Annotated in this window: 18 protein-coding genes; 4 read left to right on the top strand and 14 right to left on the bottom strand. The window is 72.8% G+C overall.

The features are described 5' to 3' along the window. Positions 1–39 precede the first annotated feature (39 nt). The 3 genes from ACFY23_RS11340 to ACFY23_RS11330 are packed head-to-tail and all read right to left on the bottom strand — an operon-like array spanning position 40 to position 2,706. On the bottom strand, positions 40–801 hold the full coding sequence (locus tag ACFY23_RS11340) for an SDR family oxidoreductase (RefSeq protein WP_350678960.1): 762 nt from the start codon (positions 799–801) through the stop codon (positions 40–42). Next, the gene (locus ACFY23_RS11335) at positions 798–1,778 is read right to left on the bottom strand and encodes a transketolase C-terminal domain-containing protein (RefSeq protein WP_350678958.1); all 981 of its coding nucleotides are present in this window, start codon (positions 1,776–1,778) and stop codon (positions 798–800) included. Before ACFY23_RS11335 ends, ACFY23_RS11340 begins: the two co-directional genes overlap by 4 nt. Further along, positions 1,771–2,706: a thiamine pyrophosphate-dependent dehydrogenase E1 component subunit alpha gene (locus tag ACFY23_RS11330; RefSeq protein ID WP_350679006.1), complete on the bottom strand. Its 936-nt coding sequence runs from the start codon at positions 2,704–2,706 to the stop codon at positions 1,771–1,773. The genes ACFY23_RS11335 and ACFY23_RS11330 overlap by 8 nt, the downstream gene beginning before the upstream one ends. Before the next feature lie 130 nt (positions 2,707–2,836). On the opposite strand from ACFY23_RS11330, the gene ACFY23_RS11325 reads away from it, so the two are divergent. Then, on the top strand, positions 2,837–3,967 hold the full coding sequence (locus tag ACFY23_RS11325; protein WP_350678956.1) for a mandelate racemase/muconate lactonizing enzyme family protein: 1,131 nt from the start codon (positions 2,837–2,839) through the stop codon (positions 3,965–3,967). 62 nt (positions 3,968–4,029) lie between these two features. Here ACFY23_RS11325 and ACFY23_RS11320 read toward each other — a convergent pair whose 3' ends face one another. Genes ACFY23_RS11320 through ACFY23_RS11295 form a run of 6 tightly spaced genes read right to left on the bottom strand, consistent with a single transcriptional unit; the run spans position 4,030 to position 9,807 of the window. Further along, complete coding sequence (locus tag ACFY23_RS11320; RefSeq protein ID WP_350678954.1) at positions 4,030–4,419, bottom strand: L-rhamnose mutarotase; 390 nt, start codon at positions 4,417–4,419, stop codon at positions 4,030–4,032. Between the two features lie 8 nt (positions 4,420–4,427). Beyond that, complete coding sequence (locus ACFY23_RS11315) at positions 4,428–5,261, bottom strand: carbohydrate ABC transporter permease (protein ID WP_350678952.1); 834 nt, start codon at positions 5,259–5,261, stop codon at positions 4,428–4,430. After that, entirely contained in the window at positions 5,258–6,217 is a 960-nt protein-coding gene (locus tag ACFY23_RS11310) for a sugar ABC transporter permease (protein ID WP_350678950.1), read from the bottom strand. Before ACFY23_RS11310 ends, ACFY23_RS11315 begins: the two co-directional genes overlap by 4 nt. 60 nt (positions 6,218–6,277) lie before the next feature. Next, positions 6,278–7,573, bottom strand: coding sequence for an extracellular solute-binding protein (locus ACFY23_RS11305; protein WP_350678948.1), 1,296 nt, complete (start codon positions 7,571–7,573; stop codon positions 6,278–6,280). Between the two features lie 15 nt (positions 7,574–7,588). After that, on the bottom strand, positions 7,589–8,590 hold the full coding sequence (locus tag ACFY23_RS11300; protein ID WP_350678946.1) for a Gfo/Idh/MocA family oxidoreductase: 1,002 nt from the start codon (positions 8,588–8,590) through the stop codon (positions 7,589–7,591). Beyond that, on the bottom strand, positions 8,587–9,807 hold the full coding sequence (locus ACFY23_RS11295) for a M20 family metallopeptidase (protein ID WP_350678944.1): 1,221 nt from the start codon (positions 9,805–9,807) through the stop codon (positions 8,587–8,589). The genes ACFY23_RS11300 and ACFY23_RS11295 overlap by 4 nt, the downstream gene beginning before the upstream one ends. Positions 9,808–9,920: 113 nt before the next feature. On the opposite strand from ACFY23_RS11295, the gene ACFY23_RS11290 reads away from it, so the two are divergent. Together ACFY23_RS11290 and ACFY23_RS11285 are read left to right on the top strand one after the other, a co-directional pair. Further along, entirely contained in the window at positions 9,921–10,766 is an 846-nt protein-coding gene (locus ACFY23_RS11290; protein WP_350678942.1) for an amidohydrolase family protein, read from the top strand. Positions 10,767–10,797: 31 nt separating this feature from the next. Then, positions 10,798–11,007: a hypothetical protein gene (locus ACFY23_RS11285; protein WP_350678940.1), complete on the top strand. Its 210-nt coding sequence runs from the start codon at positions 10,798–10,800 to the stop codon at positions 11,005–11,007. Positions 11,008–11,059: 52 nt separating this feature from the next. On the opposite strand, the gene ACFY23_RS11280 is transcribed toward ACFY23_RS11285, so the two are convergent. Continuing rightward, positions 11,060–12,283, bottom strand: a complete 1,224-nt coding sequence (locus ACFY23_RS11280) for a multidrug effflux MFS transporter (protein WP_387038483.1) — start codon at positions 12,281–12,283, stop codon at positions 11,060–11,062. A gap of 420 nt (positions 12,284–12,703) precedes the next feature. On the opposite strand from ACFY23_RS11280, the gene ACFY23_RS11275 reads away from it, so the two are divergent. Next, positions 12,704–14,185, top strand: coding sequence for an SMI1/KNR4 family protein (locus tag ACFY23_RS11275; RefSeq protein WP_350678936.1), 1,482 nt, complete (start codon positions 12,704–12,706; stop codon positions 14,183–14,185). 245 nt (positions 14,186–14,430) lie between these two features. Here the strand turns inward: ACFY23_RS11275 and ACFY23_RS11270 are convergent, their stop codons facing one another. The 4 genes from ACFY23_RS11270 to ACFY23_RS11255 form a co-directional block, all read right to left on the bottom strand. After that, entirely contained in the window at positions 14,431–15,675 is a 1,245-nt protein-coding gene (locus ACFY23_RS11270; protein WP_350678934.1) for a PQQ-binding-like beta-propeller repeat protein, read from the bottom strand. A 281-nt stretch (positions 15,676–15,956) separates the two neighbouring features. Continuing rightward, positions 15,957–17,333 (bottom strand): FAD-dependent monooxygenase, encoded by a 1,377-nt coding sequence (locus tag ACFY23_RS11265; protein ID WP_350678932.1) that lies wholly within the window; start codon positions 17,331–17,333, stop codon positions 15,957–15,959. Positions 17,334–17,536: 203 nt separating this feature from the next. Beyond that, positions 17,537–18,634, bottom strand: coding sequence for a PQQ-dependent sugar dehydrogenase (locus ACFY23_RS11260; RefSeq protein ID WP_350678930.1), 1,098 nt, complete (start codon positions 18,632–18,634; stop codon positions 17,537–17,539). Between the two features lie 212 nt (positions 18,635–18,846). After that, a complete protein-coding gene (locus tag ACFY23_RS11255; RefSeq protein WP_350678928.1) occupies positions 18,847–19,161 on the bottom strand; it encodes a GNAT family N-acetyltransferase in 315 nt (104 codons plus the stop codon). Positions 19,162–19,202: the final 41 nt, after the last annotated feature.

Below are 19,202 nucleotides of genomic sequence, written 5' to 3'. Positions count from 1 at the left end.
TTGCCACCTCCACGTCGTCCCCGGTCTCGGGCGGGCTGCTCAGCGGGTGTAGACGGTGCCGACCACACCGTCGCTGACCGACGACGCCAGCAGGACCAGCGCGGACGCCACGTCCTCCGGGCGGCCCAGGGCCGCCTCGATCTCCGCGACCCGGCCGGCGTCGGTCCCGTTGGCCCGCGCCTCGTCCAGCGACCGCCGCATCAGCGGCGTGTCGATGTCACCGGGGCACAGCGTGTGCACGCGGATCCCCTGTGGACGGAGTTGTCGGTCCAATGTGAGCGCCAGGCCGTGCAGTCCACCCTTGCTCGCGCCGTAGGGTACCGAGCCGGAGCCGTTCTGCACGCCCGCCCTCGAACCCACCAGCACGAGGACACCGGTGCCCGGGGTGAGGTGCCGCACCGCGTGCTTGGCGACCAGGAACGGGCCGGTCAGGTTGACCGCGATCACCTGCGCCCACAGCTCGGCGGTGAGCTCCCGGACGTCCAGTCCCTGGCCGCGCATGACGCCCGCCACGTGCAGCACGGCGTCGATCCCGCCCCACTGGGCGGCGACGTCGTCGAACGCGGCGGCGACCTCGGCCTCGACCGTCACGTCGACCCGGCGGGCGCTGGCGCTCGCCCCGGCGCGTCGGGCGGCCTCGGCGGCCCCGGCCGCGCCGTCGCCGTCGGCGTCGAGCACCGCGACCGCCGCGCCGGCCGCGGCGGCGGCGTGCACGGTGGCCAGGCCGATGCCGGAGGCGCCGCCGACGACGACGACCCGCCGGCCGGCCAGCAGGCCGGCCGGCGGAGTGTCACGGGTCATCGCGCAACCGTGCGACGCACGGCGGCCGCCACGTCGGCGGCCTCGGGGACGACGGCGGCCTGCAGGGCCGGAGCGGCCGGCATCGGCACGTCCGGGGTGGCCACCCGGGCGACCGGGGCGCGCAGGTCGGCGAAGCACTCCGCGGCGGCTCGGGCGGCGATCTCGGCGCCGAAGCCGCCGGTGAGGTTCGCCTCGTGGGCGACGACCAGCCGGCCCGTGCGGGCCACCGAGGCGGCGACGGTGTCGAAGTCCAGCGGGTTGAGCCAGCGCAGGTCGATCACCTCGGCCTCGATGCCCTCCTCGCTGAGCTGGGCCGCGGCGTCCAGCGACGCCGAGACCATCCGGGACCACGAGACGACGGTGACGTCGGTGCCGGGGCGGACCACGCGGGCGCCGCCGACCGGTTCGACCGGGGCGTCGGTGCGGACCGGACCGCGCGTCGGGTAGAGCATGCGCGCCTCGGCGACCACCACCGGGTCGTCACTGACGACCGCGGTGCGCAGCATCTGGTACGCGTCGTCGGGCGTGGCCGGCAGCGCCACCCGCAACCCGGGGGTGTGCGCGAAGTACGCCTCGGGTGAGTGCGAGTGCTGGGCGCAGGCGCCGGGCGAGTAGCCCTGCTGCATCCGGATCACCAGCGGCGCCTTCCACCGGCCGTTGCTGGAGTAGTGGATGGTGGAGATCTGGTTGACGAACTGGTCCATCGCCACGAACGAGAAGTCGGCGTACATGATCTCGGCGATCGGCCGCAGGCCGGTCATCGCCGCCCCCAGGGCCATGCCGAGGAACCCGGTCTCGGAGATCGGGGTGTCGAAGATCCGCGCCGAGCCGAACCGCTTGTGCAGCCCCTTGGTGGCGCCGAACGGCCCGCCGGGCAGGGCGACGTCCTCGCCGAAGTAGACGGTGTCCTCCCGGCTGTCCAGCGCCCAGGTGAGCGCGGCGTTGACGGCCTGGATGTAGCGCAGGGACTCAGACATGGACGTGCTCCTTGACGGTCGCCGGGTCCGGGAACGGCACGGCACGGGCGGCGGTGACGGCGGCCTCCACCTCGGCGGCGACCTCGGCGTCGATCGCGTCGAGCTGGGCGGTGAGCGCGGCGTCGGCGGCCTGCCGGATCCGGGCCAGCGGCTCGCGTTCCCGGGCGGCGGCGACCTCGCCCGCCGGCCGGTAGTGCTGCACGTCGCCGCTGTAGTGGCCGACCAGCCGTTCGGTCATGGCCTCGACGATGGACGGTCCGGACCCCTCACGGGCCCGGGTGACCGCCTCGGTGACCGCCTCGGCGACGGCGTCGGGGTCGTTGCCGTCCACCACCCGGCCGGGGATGCCGTAGCCGGCGGCCCGCTCGGCGAGCTGGCGGACCCGCACCATGTCCTCGATGCGGGACATCTCGGAGTAGACGTTGTTCTCCACGACCAGCACCAGCGGCAGGTCGAGCACCGCGGCGAGGTTGAGTGCCTCGTGGACGTTGCCCTGGTTCATCGCGCCGTCGCCGATGCTGACCACGGACACCGCGCCGCTCGCGGTCCGCTGGGCGGTGAGGGCCGCGCCGGCGGCGACGGGCACGCCCGCGCCGACGATGGAGTTCTCGCCGATGAACCACCGGCCCGGGTCGGACAGGTACGGCGAGGCGGCCCGGCCGCCGCAGAGGGCGGAGTCGCGTCCCATCATCTCGGCGAAGAGGCCCACCAGGTCCACGCCTCGGGCGATGGCCCAGCCGTGACCGCGGTACGTGGCGGTCACGTGGTCGCCGTCGCGCAGCGGCCGGCAGGCGCCGACCGGGATCGCCTCCTGGCCGTTGCACAGGTGGATCGAGCCCGGGATCTCGCCGTCGTCCTTGAGGGCGGCCAGCCGCTCCTCGAACCGGCGGATCCGGGCCATGAGCCGATAGTCGTCCGGCAGACCCATCACACCCCCAGTGGTAGTTAGAGCCTTATTCCGGCTCGTTCGATTTGAAGCCTAGACCAGCGCTGTAAGGCTATGGAAGAGTGCAGGAGCAAGTTTCTGGCCGTTATTGGTCTCTTATTTGGAGGCAGGTATGGAGATCACCGCCGTCGAGTCGGTGGTGCTGGGCGACGCGCACTTCGTCCAGGTGCACACATCGGACGGGCTGGTCGGCGTGGGCCAGTCCGCCTGCTGGGGCTACCCCACCGCGGTGCACGCCGTCGTGGAGGCGTTCCGCCCGCACCTGCTCGGCGCCGACCCCTCCCGGATCGAGCACCACTGGCACCACCTCTACCGGATGGGACCGTTCCGGGGCTCGGTGCTCTCCGCCGCCGTCTCCGCGGTCGACCTGGCCCTGTGGGACCTGCTCGGCAAGCGCCTCGGGGTTCCGGTCTGGCAACTGCTCGGCGGCCGGGTGCGCGACCGGATCCGACTGCACCTGCTGCTGCCCGGCACCGGGGCGGAGGCGCTGGCCGCACAGGCGGCGGCAGCCGTGGCCGACGGCTTCACGGCGGTCAAGTTCGACCCGCTGCCGGCCGACTACGCCGACCTGTCGCTGGCCCGGCTGGTCGCCGCCACCGAGGCCACCACCGCCGCGGTCCGCGACACCGTCGGCGCCGACGTGGACCTGCTCATCGAGCTGCACCGCAAGCTCACGCCGCTGCAGGCCGAGGCGGTCGTGCCCGCGCTGGCCAGGCACCTGCCGCTGCTGGTGGAGGACCCGATCCAGATCGACAGCGTCAGCAGCCAGGCCGACGTCGCCCGCCGCGCGGCGGGGGTGCCGATGGCCAACGGCGAACGCCTGCACACCATCTGGGAGTTCAAGGAGCTGCTCGCCCAGGGCGGCGCCCAGTACGTCCGCCCCGACCTGGGGCTGGCCGGCGGGATCAGCCACGCCCGCAAGATCGCCGCACTGGCCGAGGCCCACCACGCCGCCGTGGTGAGCCACAACTGCCTCGGCCCGTTGCTGACCATGGCCTCGGTGCACCTGGACGCGGCCATCCCGAACTTCGTGGTGCAGGAGTACTCGCCCCTGGACGACCAGCTCGCCGACGGGCCCGCGCGTGCCTGCGTACGGCGGCAGGGCGGTTTCCTGCCGGTGCCGCAGGAACCGGGACTGGGCGTGACGCTGGACCTCACCGACGCCACCCCGCTCGATCTGACCGGCCGCCCGTTGACCCGCATCCCGCTGCGCGCCGACGGCTCGGTCGCCTACGCGGTCTGAGTGCTCACCCCCGTGGCCCGGCGGAACGGTCCGCTGGGCCACGGGGGTGCGCGACGCCGCGCTCAGCATCCCGCGGGACGGCCCGCGTGGTGGAAGACCGGGTACGCCCACAGCGGTTCGCCGTCGGCGTCGGCGATCTCGGCGAACAGGTGCGCCAGGGACCGGGTCCAGCGGGCCTGCACGGCGGACGCGCCGGTGACCCGTCGGGCTTGCGGGTAACCGTGCCGGGTCCGCAGCACGCAGATCAGCAGCAGCCCGTGCCGGTAGATGTGGTAGTCGTAGATGCCGGCGTCGTCGAGCAACGCCGACATCTCCGGCCAGATCTCGGCGTGCCGGCGCTCGTACTCCTCCTCCGCCCCGGGGCGCAGCCGGTAGAGGTGGCACAGCTGGACCCCGGGCCCGGACTCCCCCGGCCCGGCCGCCCCGGGCGCGCCCGCACCGGGAGCCCCCACCGGCGGGCTCACTTGCCGGAGCCGGCCAGCGCGCCGGCCACCAACTGCCGCTGGAAGACCAGATAGATGATCAGCACCGGCAGCAGCGCAACGATCAGACCGGCGCTGACCAGCGGCACCGACACGTCGTACTGGCCGCTGAGCAGGGAGACGCCGACCATCAATGTCTTGCTGTCCGAGCCGCCCATGATGACCAGGGGCAGCAGCAGGTCGTTCCACATCCAGACGAAGTTGAAGATGGCCAGCGCGGCCAGCGCCGGCGTCGCGATCGGCGCCAGCAGGCGGAACAGGATGGTGAAGTGGCCCGCCCCGTCCACCCTGGCCGCCTCGATCAGCTCGTCGGGCACCTGCTGGAAGTAACCGGCCAGCTGGTACGTGCCCAGCGGCAGGCCGAACGCCGCGTACGCCAGGATCAGGCCCTGGTACTGCCCGGACATGCCCAGGTCCAGCACGGTCTGGTACAGCGGGTAGATGATCGCCTGGCTGGGGATGGTCAGCGTGACGATGATCAGCAGGAAGACCAGCTTGCCGCCCCGGAAACGCAGCTTGGTCACCGCGTACGCGACCAGCAGCGCGGCCAGCACCGACAGCACCAGCCCACCGGCGGTGGTGATCAGGGAGTTCAGCAGCAGCCGCGGCATGTCCATGCGGCGGAACGCCTCGAGGTAGTTCTCCAGGGTCACCCCGGCGGGCAGGCCCAGCGGGTCCCGCGCGAAGCCCGTCTGCGTCTTCAGCGAGCTGACGATGGTGAACAGCAGCGGGTAGACCGCCGCGACCGCGACGACCACCAGCGCGAAGGTCAACAGGTAACGCCCCAGCCGGGCGGTGGCACGTCGGTTCATCGCGGCTTCCGCGTCCCCTCTGTGAACATGTGCCGCACGCTGAGGATCGACAGCAGGGCGACGAAGACGAACAGGGCGATGCCGATGGCGGAGCCGTACCCCCGGTCCAGGAACTGGAAGGTGGTGAGGAAGACCAGGTACTCGGGGAGCATGGTGGCGTCCCCCGGCCCGCCCTGGGTCAGCGCGTAGATCAGCGGGAACAGCCAGATCAGCACGCCGGAGGCGCACAGCACGCTCCAGTAGGCGACGGTGGGCCGGAGCATCGGCACGACCACCGAGAACAGTCGCCGCCAGAAGTTCGCCCCGTCGAGGTAGGCGGCCTCGAGGACCTCGTCGGGGATGGTGGCCAGGCCGGCGAGGTAGGTCATCACGCCCAGGCCGAACAGGCTCCACAGGGCCACCGCGACCAGCGAGAACAGGGCGCTGTAGCGGCCGTTGAGCCACTCGATGGCCAGGGGCTCCAGCCCGACCGAGCGCAGGAAGGCGTTGAGCGGCCCGTCCGGGGCGAGGATCTGCCGGAACATGATGCCGACGACGATCGGCGCGATGGTGTACGGGATGAAGTACACGGCGCGGAAGAACTTCCAGCCCGGGGCGCGCTGGTGGATGACCACCGCCAGGACCAGCGGCAGCACCACCCAGATCGGCAGCGTCGCCACCACGAGCAGCGCGTTGCGGAAACTGGAGCGCACCACCGGGTCGTCGAGCATCCGGGTGTAGTTGTCCGCGCCGGCGAACGAACTGTCACCGAAGCCGCTCGACGATTCGAGGCTGGTGACCACGCCCCGGCCGAGGGGCACGAACTTGAACGTGACGGCCAGGGCCAGCGCCGGCAGCACCAGGGCGGCGCCCAGCCACCACTCCCGGACCCGCGCGGCGCGGACCGGACGGCGTGCGGGCTCGGGCGGGCGGTCCGCGACCACCGGCTCCGACACCGGCGCGGTGGAGATGGTCATCGGGTTTCCTCTCTCCGGGCGGGCCGGGCGGGGCGGCCGGGGCCACCCCGCCCGGTGCGACTACTTGTTCTGCTTCTTCGTCGGGCTGCGCTCCAGGGCCTGCTGCATCTGCTCGGCCCACTTGTCGACGGTGAGCTGGCCGAGGGTGACCTGCTGCCAGCCGCGGGCCAGCGCGTCGGCCTCCGGGCCGGAGAGCATCACGCCGGCGTGCAGGGTCGGATCCGCCACCAGCTCCTGGATCTTCTGGAAGGCCGGCGAGGAGGGCAGCAGCGCCTTGTCGACGTTCTTGTTCAGCGGCTGGCCCTTGGCGTGCTTGACCCACAGCTCGCCGTTCTCCTTACCGGCGAGCCAGGTGATGAAGGCCAGGCCGGCGTCCTTCTTCTCGCTCCACTTGGTCACCCCGTAGACGGCGCCCTCGATGCCGGAGAACTTCTGCGCCAGCGGCGCCGTCGGGTTGGCCGCCGGCCAGCGGGTCACGCCGAGCTTGTCGTCGCCGAGGGCCTTGCCGAACGCCTCCCAGTTCACCGCGTCGGAGATGATCGTCCCGGCGAAGGCGGCGCCGCCGCGCTGGAAGATGTCCGCCCCGTCGGGGAGCATCGTGATCGACGGCGCGTTCTTGTTCGCCCAGCCCTTGGTGGTGATCTCGGCCAGCTTCTCCAGCACCGAGACCAGCTTCGGGTCCTTCCAGGACAGCGTGCCCGCGAGCAACCCGCGGATGTCGTCCTCGCTGAGGTAGCTGCGGGCGATCTCGGGGAAGTCCCAGTAGGCCGGGAAGGTGCCGGACAGGCCCAGGGCCAGGCAGGTCTTCCCGGTCTTGGCGACCGCGTCGCAGGCCGCGCCGAACTCGTCCCAGGTCGCCGGGGGCCGCTCCGGGTCGAGCCCGGCGGCCTTCAGCACGTCCTTGTTGTAGTAGAGGACGTTGCCCTGGTAGGAGAAGGGCACGCCGTAGCAGGGCTTGCTGGTGTCGAAGCCCTCGCAGGCGCCGCTGTAGGTGACCAGGTCCTTGTTGATCTCCGCGGCCTTGTCGCCCAGCGGAACGTACGCACCGCGCCGGTCGAACAGCTCCAGGCCGGCGTTGTTGGCCATCACGTCCGGCCCGGACTGCGAGGTGATGTACGGGCCCTGCACCTCGGGGTACTTGTCGAAGGGCACCGACTGCATCTCGAGCTTGATGTCCGGGTGGCTGGCCTCGAAGCTGGTCTTGACCTGCTTCCAGTACTCGGTGCCACCAGGCTCCCAGGTCAGCACCTTCAGGGTGACCGGGCCGCCCGCGGCGTCGTCGCCACCGCAACCGGTCAGCAGCGCGGCGGCGGCCACGCCAGCGGCGACGAGACCGGCCAATCTACGTCGATTCATCGGCAGAAGCTCCTGTCAGCGAGGGGGATGAGGGATTCGGCGGACAGCGCCGTCGGCGGCGGCGCTGTCGACCACGGCGGCGGCGATCTGGACCACGTGCAGTCCGTCGGCCAGGGGAACGACCGGGGACGCGTCGCTGCCGTCGACCTGGCGGAGGAAGTGCCGAAGTTCGGCGGCGAGCGCGCCGCCGCCGTCGACCGGGGAGAGCAGCCAGTCCGGCGCCTCGGTCGGCTCGGCCTGCACCAGCACCGTGGGATGTCCGAGGTCGACGTGACCGACCCCGTCGGTGCCGTACACCTCGACCAGGTCCGAGGTGTGGTTGGGGGTGTGTTCGGGCAGGAGATAGCTGTTGCGGATCGACGACACGACGTCGTTGGCGTGCCGAAGCTCCGCCCACACCAGGACCGGCGTCGCCGACCCCGGTCGGGTCCGGGCCGCCGCGCGCACCTCGACCACCGGCGCCGCCGCGTACCACAGCGCCAGGTCGATGTCGTGCACCGCGGTCAGCAGTGCGGGATGGTCGTTCGGGAAGAGCCGGGTCAGGGAACGGGGGCGGTCCCGGCGCGAGGAGACGGCCAGCACCCGGCCCAGGCGGCCCTCGCGGACCGCGTCGTGCAGGGCCCGGTGGGCGGGGCTGTGCCGCAGGATGTGCCCCGGCTGGCAGAGCACCCCGTGCGCCTCGGCGGCCTCGACGATCGCGGTGGCGTCGGCGACCGTCGCGGCCAGCGGCTTCTCGACCAGCACGGGAACCCCGGCGGCGATCAGCGCGACCGCGACGGCGCGGTGCGCCGGCCCGGGCACGCACACGGAGGCGGCATCCGGCGGCGCCTGCGCGAGCAGGGCCGCGACGGAATCGAACGTACGCGGGATGCCGTGCTCGGCGGCGACCCGCTCCCGGGTGGCGGCGTCCGGGTCGACCAGCGCGTCCACCCGGACACCGAGCGACCGGTACGCGGCGACGTGCCGGGCGCCGAACGCGCCCGCCCCGACCACGGCCACCCGCGGCCCGGCGCTCACCGGTTCACCCTCTCGGCCGGCGCCGCCGCGGCGCCCGGCGCCGGTGCGTCCGCCGCCAGCCGACCGTCGAGGACCGCCCGGGTGAGTCGCTCCAGGGCGGCGACCCCCGTCGCGAGGCACCGCTCGTCGACGTCGAACGCGCCGGAGTGCAGCGGCGCGCCACCGCGTTCGCCGGTGACCCCGAGCTTGACGTACAGGCTCGGGCCGAGCGCGCCCAGCAGGGCGAAGTCGTCCGTGGTCAGGGGCGGTACCGGCAGGTCGACGACGTCGACGTGCCCGGGCAGTTCGGCGTGCGCGAGAGCCACCACCTCCGGGGCGTTGCGCACCGGCGGCATCTCGTTGGCCCAGGCGAACCGTACGCCGAGATCGAGCGCGGCGGCCTGCTGGCGGGCGACGCGTTCGATGACCTCCTTCAGCCGCTCCCGGACGGCGGGGTCGTGGGTGCGCAGCGTCCCGGTCGCCTCGGCCCGCTCGGCGACCTGGCTCTGGCTCGCTCCCCCGGCGATCGTGCCGATGTTGAAGGCGACCAGTTCGTCGGGGTTGCGGGACCGGGAGACGGCGGCGTGCAACGTGGACACCATGGCGGTCAGGCCGAGGATGGCGTCCCGGCCCAACGCCGGGGTGGCGGCGTGCGCGGCCCGGCCGAGCACCTCGACGCGGAACGCGTCCTTGGCCGCCATCGCGGTCGCCCGGTCGATCCCCACCGCTCCCGCGGGCAGGTCGGGCCAGCAGTGCAGTCCGAGCACGGCGTCGAAGCGGCGGTCGCGGAACGCCTCGTCGGCCAGGACCGCGGCGGCCCCCGACTCGGCGCCGAACGGGATCTCCTCGGCCGGCTGGAACAGCACGGTCACCGCGCCGCGGGCGGGTGGGTTCGCGGCAAGCCGGGCGGCGACCCCGTAGGCGACGGTCATGTGCACGTCGTGCCCGCACGCGTGACACACGCCCGGGTTGCGGGAGGCGTACGGCTCCTGCTTGCTGTCCTGCACGGGATAGGCGTCCATATCGGCCCGAAGAAGGACGGTCGGGCCCGGGGCGCCACCGTCGACCTCCAGGACCACGCCGGTGCCGGCAATTCCGGTGCGAATCCGGCCGAGCGGCCCAAGCCGGTGCTCCAGAGTAGCCGCGGTCTGCCGCTCCGTGAACCGCAGCTCGGGGTGCTGGTGGAGCTGACGCCGCAGCCGTACCAGCTCATCAACCTCGTCGCCTGGCAGCGTCACCCGGCTCACTCCTCGCTCGCGCCAACGTAATCCGGACCTAATTGAGACAAGAACCTAAGTCAGGGGTGTCTCCGCGTCAATGGCCAGGCGAAATTTGAGTTAGGGTCCGAAGCATGCAACGTGCCGACGCCCACCTGCACCTGTTCGCCGCCGGCTACCCCGGCCGCTACGGCCGCTCCCCCGCCGGCGGCGACGAACTGGCCGTCTACCAAGGCCTACGACGCGAACACGACATCAGCCGGGCGCTGGTGATCGGTTACGAAGGCGAGGCGGGCTTCGCCGGGAACAACCGCCATCTGGCCGCCCTCGCCGCCGCGCACGACTGGATCGCGCCGGTCGCCTACGTCCCAGCAGATGGGCCAGCCGACGAGGAATCGCTCGACCGCTGGTGGTCGGCGGGCTTCGTGGGCATCGCCGCCTACCTGCCGGACCCGACCTCGGCGGACCGCTTCACCGACTGGCTGGCACGCCACACCGCGGCGTTGAACAACGCCGCCGCGCTGCTCAGCCTGAACGCCACACCCGCCGCGACCGACCGGCTCGGCCCGGCCCTCGCCGCCCTCGACGGGTGCACGATCCTGTTCAGCCACCTGGGGCTGCCCGGCGCGCAGCCCGTGGTCCCCACCGGCGACGAGGCGCGGGAGATCCTCACGCCCCTCACCCACCTGGCGCGGCTACCCCACGTCGGCGTCAAGATCTCCGGGCTGTACGCCGTCAGCGAGCCCTCCCACGGCTACCCGCACGACGCGGCACGACCGTTCGTCGAGCTGCTCGTGACGGACTTCGGCACCCGGCGGCTGTACTGGGGTTCGGACTTCCCACCCAGCCTCGATCACGTGTCGTTCGCGCAGACCCTGCACCCGGCCGGTCTCGACGAACTCTCCGCCGCCGAACGCGACGACGTCCTCGGCGCCAACCTCCTGCGTGCCCTGGACCGGCGCGCCGCCACGGGGACATGACGGGTGCCGGCTCATCGGTGAGCCCTGATGCGTGCCCGACGCTCAGGGTCAGGCGCTCTGGCACAGGTTCATCGAGCAAGCGGGAAAGGGCAGTCAGGAGTGCGAACGCTCGCTGGACGAGGAGGACGGCGAGCTCTTCATGGCATCGAGCGACAGCATCGCCAGGGCCAGTGACGCCCTCTCGTCGCTGCTCGACCGGACCGACGCGGTGCTGCGGGACGGCGGTCTGAAGGGTCCGTGACCGTGCCGGGCGGCGGGGCGGCCGCCCCGCACGGTCACGGGAGCCCGTTTCCTCAGTGCGCCGCCACGGCCACCGCCGCCGGCTCGAGCGCGGCGAGCCGGGACGGCCGCACCACCAGGAGCAGGACGGCCGTCGCCGCCACCATGCCACCCGCGACGACGAGGGCCATGGCGACCGCGCCCGTGCCCAGCACGCCCACCAGCGGCGCGGCCAGCGCGCCGACGCCGAACTGCACCGCGCCGAGCAGCGCCGAGGCCGTGCCGGCCGCTTCCCCGTGCCGGGACAGGGCCAGGGCCGGCGCGTTCGGCATCGCCAGGCCCGCCGCGGCGAGCACCACCCACAACGACACCAGCAGGCTCGGCAGCCCGCCGAACCCGGTTGCGGCGACGGCGAGCAGCGCCAGTCCGGCCCCGGTCCCCACCGCCAGGGCGACGACCAGGATCCGCTGCGGCGAATAACGGCGCAGCAGCCGTACGTTGAACTGGGTCGCCGCGATCAGCCCGACCGCGCCCGCGCCGAAGGCCAGCCCGAACTGCTGCTCGTCCAGCCCGTACTGCTCCTGCAGGACGAACGACGACCCGGACACGTAGGCGAACAACGCCGCCATGGCCAGCCCGGCGACCAGCACGAGGCCCACGAACGTGCGGTCGCGCAGCAGGGAGCCGTACAGGGCGGCCGTCGCGACCACGCCACCGCGCCGGCGCCGCTCCGCCGGCAGCGTCTCGCGCAGCCCGAGCGCGGCGACCACGACGAGGACCGCCCCGAGGGCGGCCAGGGCGATGAAGATGCCACGCCAGTCCGTCCAGCGCAGCAGCCCGCCACCGAGGGTCGGGGCGAGGATGGGGGCCGCCCCCATGACCAGCAGCAACCGGGAGAGCAACGTGGCGAACGCCGCGCCGCTGAACAGGTCGCGGACCACGGCCATCGCGACCACCGAGGCCGCCGCCACACCCAGGCCCTGCACCACCCGCAACACGCCGAGCACCGCGATGTTCGGGGCGAAAACGCAGAGCACCGACGCCACGATGTGCAGCGCGATACCGGCGATCAGCGGCACGCGCCGCCCGACGGCGTCCGACAGCGGGCCGATCAGCAACTGGCCGACGGCGAGGCCCGCCAGCGTGCCGGTGAGGGTGAGCTGGACCGCCGCCGACGTGGTCTGGAAGTCCGTGACGAGCGCGGGCAGCGCGGGCAGGTACATGTCGATGGTCAGCGGACCCACCGCGATCAGCGACCCGAGCACGAGGACGAGCCGCAGGCGTTGCCGGGTGTTCATCAGGTCACCCGGAGTCACCGCGGCCACGGTGGCGGCGGGAGCCTCGACGGTGGAGGTCATCGGATCGTCTCCGACCGGTCGGCCCGCGGCCGTGGGGACTGTGCAGAAGTCATAACTGGCTCCAAATCCCCATCCGGCGATCTCATTCCCCCGCGGGCCGGGAGGCAACGGAGATCACACCGCAGGCGTTCCCCGCCCGGTCGGTCACGTCGTAGGTCCAACGCGGCGACGTATCCGTCCGACGTACTGAAGGGCTTGGGGCCGTGGTGGCGGCCAAGCCACGAGATCTTGATCGGTTGGGCGGGCTCCACCACGGAGGGCGGGCCGGTAGGCTCGACGTGATCATGGGGAGGGTCCTTGTCCTGGCCGGGCGCTGGTGCGTGGATAGTTGCCGCTACCTCGACGAATGCGAGCTGGGAGGTGGCCGCGGCGGCCATTTCCGCGACGTCGAAGGCGCGGGTGGCGGTGCTTCATGTCGCCGAACGCAAACATGACGGCAGCGCCCCCTCCCAACTGCTGAGGGAAAGCCTCGCAACGTACGTCGAGGTGCACGCCGGTGGGGCGGGCGCGTTACGGCCCGACGACCTCGTCGGGATCACCCGAGCCTTGGCGCGGAACCATGACCTGGTCCTGGTGAGCGCAGCCCACGGCCTCCTCGTTCCACTGGGTCGCGATGGCTGGACCCTCGCAGACCTGGCCTGGGCGCTGCAGGCACCGGTCGTCGTGGTGACCGACTCTGGAGCGGACTCGGTCAATCACACTACGCTCGCGCTCGATGCGCTCGCCAGCCGTGGCCTCCCCGCCTCCGTCATCGCCATCGGCGACGGCGACGGCGACGACCTCTCAGGATTGCCGGTCAGGCTGGCCGGCCGGATTCCCGACGGCGCCGCTGACCAGCCTCAGCGGTTTCGCGCGGAGGCGGCAGGCTGGCTCGCCCCGTTGCTGGAGGCGACCGGCGGTACGGCGGCGGCTGCCCAGGACGCGCCCTCCCGGCCTGCCGCGGCCGAGGGGCCCGATGACGCGGTGCCGGCGGCGGGGCGCGATGAAGAAGCGCCACGCTCGACGGTCATCGGCAAGCGGCTGCTGATCGCCCTGGTCGCGGTTTTTCTCCTGCTGGTGCTGCTGCTCTGCGCCGTCACCAACCTGAGACCGGCGGGCAGAAGCGTCGACGACGCGATCGGGTCCATCGACCCGGGTCCGGTGGCTTCCGAACGCCGGCCGGTGCCGTCCGGGCGCGTTGTACCCAGCACGGGCCATGCGGGCGTGCCGTCCCGGCCTTCGGCCGCCTCGGTCTGCCCGCAAAATGCCGGGACCGTGGTCGCCACCGAGCCCGACGCGGCAACCACCGCCCGGGTCAACGCCGCCTGGAAACGCATCGAGAAATGGCTGGCGACGCACGCGCCCCGCACGAGGGCTTCGCTGCGGCCGCCCGCGCCACCGGAGCGGATCGCCGCGCTACAGGCAAGGATGTCGGTCGCCTTCCCGGCTGATCTGGTGGCGTCGCTGCGGCGGCATGACGGGGTCGCGGCCCTTGACGGCTTTGATCTGCCACCGTTCTTCCGACCGCTGCCACTCGACGAGATAGTGGGCGACTGGGAGGTGACGTGTTCCGTCCTGGCGGGCGGACCAATGGATGATGACTGGTGGCACCGGGCTTTCGTGCCGTTCGCGACGGCGGGCGACGGCGGCTGTCTGCTGGTCGACGTGCGTCCCGGCGGGCATGGCAGGGTGGGTGAGTTCTATCCCGAGGAGGGCACCGGCTTCGACGGTTGGCCCGCGTCGATCGCGGAGCTCTTGGAGGGTGTGGCGAGGTCGTTGGAGACTGGCGATCCCTACATGCGGCGTTACCGCCCGGTCGTCGAGACCGGCGGCCACCTGGACTGGACGATCGAGGCGCCGTAGTAGCACCGCTTCGACAAGTTGGCGGCGCTGCGGGGGGCCGTCGCGCAAACGTCAAATAGACGATCATGATCCGCAGCCGCTGACGCGTCCGGCGCCCCAGCGGCTGCCGCACAGCCTCTTCCCCTTGCTCGACCACGCCGACCGGCAGCTGAACGCCCACGATCCTGCCGGGACGCTCAGGTGAGACGTTACGACGGTGACACGGCCTGCCGCTTGAGCGAACGCGGCCGGTCGGGCGGGCCGGTTCAGAATCGGTGCAGGTCCAGGGTGATTCCTTCCGATCCCCCGGAATGGCTCACCGCGACCCAGTCGTCCCCGGCACCAGCGAGCCAACCGGGGTAGCGGCCGAGCTGGCGGCCGGTCGGCACGTCGTAGACGATCACGAACGGCTGGTCGTCCGTCGCGCCGCTGACCGCAACGAGCCGTCCGGTCACGGTCGACCGCCAACTCGCCGACCCTCCGGAGAGCCCCGGATCCGGCGCGGTCCACCGCGAGGCGCCGGTGGCCATGTCGAGCAGTTCCAGCTCACCCTCGTCGGCGTTGCGCCGCACCAGCACCGACCGGTCGTCCCCGTCGATCGGCACGCCGGAGGTGGCACCCTCCCACTCCGCCCTGCCGTTGCGCAGGTCGACCACCTGCGGCCGGCCGGTCGCGCTGACCGCGACGAGCCTGGTGCCGGCCCCGATCAGGACCAGCCCGCTTCGATGGTGCGTCAACCGCCTGACGCACTCGCCGTCCGCGTTTCGCCCGCTGAAGACCTCGCCGGACCAACCTCTGGCACCGGTTGCCGCGTTGACGGTGGCGATGCTGACGGTGCACTGCCGATCACCCCGGGGCGGATCGTTGTCGGTGGTCACCAGCAGGTCGCCCGCGACGAAGCCGTACCAGGCCCGGCTCGGCAACCGCCCGGCCCCAGCCTTGCCGGTGGTGGTCGTGACTGCCGTATAGGTGCCGGCAGACGCGCTCAGCCGCACCGCGACGTACCGCCCGGTGGGCGGGGCGTACGGCATACGCGCACCGAGCGCCACGTCGGTCACCCGGGCGAACCGATCGGCGGGCAGTTTCCAGAGCTGGCGGCCGTCCCGAACGTCCCGGGCGATGACCACACACTTCGCCGACTGCCCTGTGCCCACACACTCCCTGTTGTAGACGACCTGCTGCTGGACGATGACGTCCTGGGTGTCCTCGGCCCGCCAGCGGGTGGCGCCGGTGGCCGCGTCGAGCACTTCCAGCGGCCCTCCGTTGCTGGCGCTGGCGACGATCAGACCGTCGGCGACCGCGTACTGGTAGCTCGTCGGGAACGGATGGCGCCACCGTTCCTGCCCCGTGGACCGGTCCACCGCCCGGAGTTCCCGCTCGTCGGGCACGACGATCACCTGGCCGGTCTGCGCCAACTGCTGGCCGAGGCGGTCGACCGACACCGACCAGACCGGGTCCGGGCCCTCCTGCCCCGGTCGACCGCCCTTGCCCCGTAGGGTCTCCTGGCTCACCTCGACCTGCGGTGCGGGCCGATCCGGCGGCTCCGCCCGAGGCCCGGCGCAGGCGGCGAGCCCGAGGGCCAGGCTCAGGCCCGCTCCGGCGAGGCTCCATCGGAGCGGGCGGTACGACGGTGACAACGGTCTCTCCCTCGGTCGGCGGCGAAGGCCCCACCGTAGGACCCGCCCGCACCCCGCGCCGAGCCGGAACGGTGGGGAGGTGCGGCCGGGCTACCTGCCGGTGGCGCGGTCAGGGCACCCGGCGGTGGGCGTGGGGCATCCGGCGGTGGGTGCGGTCAGGGCACCCGGCGGTTGGCGCGCAGGGCGGCCAGCACCAGGCCGGGGGTGGCCAGCGACCTCGGATGCGCGCGCATGGAGACGACCTCGTTGAACCGCCGCGCGACAGCCACGTCCGTGACGGTCGCCGTGACGATCTGCCGGCTGATCCAACTGGAGAACCGGTGGCCGCGCGGGTAGGGCCCGTCGACGTGCGGCAGGGCCAGGTCGGCGGAGGTGGACGTCGACCACGCGGCGTCGACCACGACCTTCTGCCAGTCGAAGAACCGGCGCGCGGGCAGGCCCAGATCCGGCCGTGAGCGCAGGTACACCGACAGACAGGCCGCGTGCAGGGCCGCCGCCGTCATCCCCTGGCCGTAGACCGGGTTGAACGACGCGACCGCATCGCCGACGCTCACCAGCCGGGCCGGGAACCGCTTGAGCGCGTGGAACTCCCGCCGCCGGCTGTCGGCATGGCGGTAGGTCACGACGTCGCCGAGCATCTCGTTCCCGGCGACGGCGCCGAACTCCGGTGGGAACTGGTTCCGCAGTCGCCGCACGAAATCCTCGGCGGTGCTGCCCGGGCGGCTGTCGCCGTAGCCGGCCATCATCGCCATCCACCGGCCGTCCTCGACGGCGAAGACCGCGGCACCGGCCACGTCCGGCGACGTCCCCGGAGTGTGCAACGCCATGACAACCGTGAGGTCGGGGTCCGTCTCCCGGCGTCGGAACAGGGCCGTCGCGTAGTTCAGGTTCACGGTCATCCGCCGCGTCACCGGGCGGTCCCAGCCGGCCTGCTCCAGCCACTCGGACAGCCTGCTCGAACGCCCCATGGCGTCCACCACGAAGTCACCGCTCTCGACGCCGGGCGCCCCGCCGACGTCGCAGCGGACGCCGGTGACCGCGCCACCGTCGAGCACGAGACCCGTGGCCCGGGCGACGACCGTCTTGACGTTGGGCAGTCGCAGCACCCGCTGGCGGATCAGGTTCTCCAGCAGCGGTCGGGTGCCCGCCAGGCTGTCGGCGTCGTCGGGTACGACCACCTTCAGCCGACCGTCGAGGTAGGCCCGTCTGGTCCCGGGGGGAGCCTCGATCGCCCCTTCGGCCAGCGCTTGTTCGCGGAAGCCGGGAAACAGGCGTTCGAGCTGGAGGAAGCCACCGGGCAGCAGCGCGTGCAGCTGCGTCCCCTGCGGCACGCCCCGCCGACCGCCGGTCAGATGCAGGTCGTCCCGGTCGACGACGACGACGCTCTCCGCGTGGTCGGACAACACCCGGGCGGCCAGCAACCCGGCGACGCTGCCGCCGACCACGACGGCCCTCCCCAGGACCGGAGACTGCCGGGCGGGTGGTCGCACGGCGTTCAACGCGGCGAAGATCTTGGCCGGGGAGAGGGGCATCGTGCTCTCCAAGGAATACGAGAGGTGCCGCGCACACCCCCGCCGAGCGGCCTGCGCGCAGCGGCCTCACGGGACGGACCGGTCGACATGACGCCCGTCGATCGTCCCACAGGCACCGGGCGCCGCCCGGGCAGGTCCGCACCGGGAGTCCTCGGTGTGCCGCCCCGACCATGGCCACCGCGCGCCCGGGTCAGGCGCGGGCGTCACCGCCACCAGGAGCGCGGCGGGAACCGCAGGATCCGGTCGTCGTTCACCGCGGGAACGCCCCGGCCGTCACGGTTGCTGGTCGTGACCCACAGGGAGCCGTCCGGTGCGTACGCGACGGTGCGCAGCCGGCCGTAGGCGCCCACGAGCTGCGCGGTGGGCGTGCCCGCGCCGCCGGCCCCGTCGAGCGGTACGACCCACAGCCGGGCGCCGCGCAGGGCGGCGACGTAGAGCGTCCTGCCCACGATCACCGCGCCGCTGGGCGACGCCTCGGCGGGCGTCCACGTCACGATCGGGTCGCGGAAACGCGCGTCGCCGGCCACCCCCTCCACCACCGGCCAGCCGTAGTTGCCGCCGGGCGTGATGCGGTTGACCTCGTCCCGGCGGCTCGCACCGAACTCGGTCGCGTGGAGCTGGCCCCGCCAGTCCCAGGCCAGGCCCTGCACATTGCGGTGGCCGAGGCTGTAGACCAGGGATCCGGCGGTCGGATTGCTCCACGGCACGGTGCCGTCCGGCCGCATCCGCAGGATCTTCCCGTTGCGGTGCGACAGGTTCTGGGCGGTGGCCGGCTGTCCGGCATCGCCGACGCCCGCGTAGAGCATCCCGTCGGGGCCGAACGCGATGCGCCCGCCGTTGTGCGCGCCCGCCCGGGCGAGCCCGGTGAGGATCGGCTGCTGGACCTGCGGCGCGGTGAGCCGGAAGCGGACGATCCGGTTGTCGACGCTGGAGGTGAAGTACGCGTACACGTAACCGTCGGTGCGGTAGCGGGGCGAGACGGCCAACCCGAGCAGCCCGGCCTCGCCCGTCGCGGCGACCCCCGAGATCTGCGCGACCTGCTGCGGGGCCGACCCACGGCGTACCCGCAGGACCCGCCCGCTGTTCCGCTCGGCGACGAGCGCGCTGCCGTCGGGCAGGAAGTCCAGCCCCCAGGGCGCTTCGAGGCCGGTGGCGACGGTCTCCGGTCGGGTGAAGTCGAATCCGCGCCAGCCGGATCCGCGCTCACCGGCGGGCCCGTGAGCGGTCGCCGTGGCGGGCGGCCCGGCGACGCTGACGCAGACGGCGAGGGCGATACCGGCGACAACACTGCGTCTTCTCATGGCGTACCCCGGGGTCCTCGACACACGCCGGCCGACTCCGGCGTCGCCCGCCTGGGCCAGACGGGCGCGGGACCACTGTCCTCGTCCCGCCGTCTCGGAACCGTCACCGCGTGACCCGCCCCGGAAACGCCTCGTCGGCAGCCGTCAGGCGACACACCGGAACCGACCCGAGCCCGCGGCCTCGCTCGACGGGCCGCGGTCACCACTTCCGGCTATTTCACCTTGCGCGTCGACCGGACCACGATGTCGTCGTACTCGGGGTGCTTTTCGAGCCATCCGCTGAGGAACGGGCAGATGGGCACCACTGTCCGGCCTCGGGCGCGGGCGTCGTCCATCACCGCGCGGGCCAGGGTCGATCCCACTCCCTGGCCTTCGAACTCCGGGTCGACCTTGGTGTGGGTGTAGGCGATGATGCTGCCCGTCAGCTGGTAGGTGACGACACCGGCCAGCGCGCCGGTGTCGTCCCGCGCCTCGAAGCGCTCCCGCTCCGGCGCGTCTGTCACGGTGAACTGCATCCCGCCATCCAACCACGCAGCAGTCCACGGACCGGGCGGGGCCGCCGGGGTGT

Origin of the sequence: Micromonospora sp. NPDC000121 (genome assembly GCF_042899165.1) — a bacterium.
GTDB lineage: Bacteria > Actinomycetota > Actinomycetes > Mycobacteriales > Micromonosporaceae > Micromonospora.
This window is presented reverse-complemented; position numbering and strand designations above follow the sequence as displayed.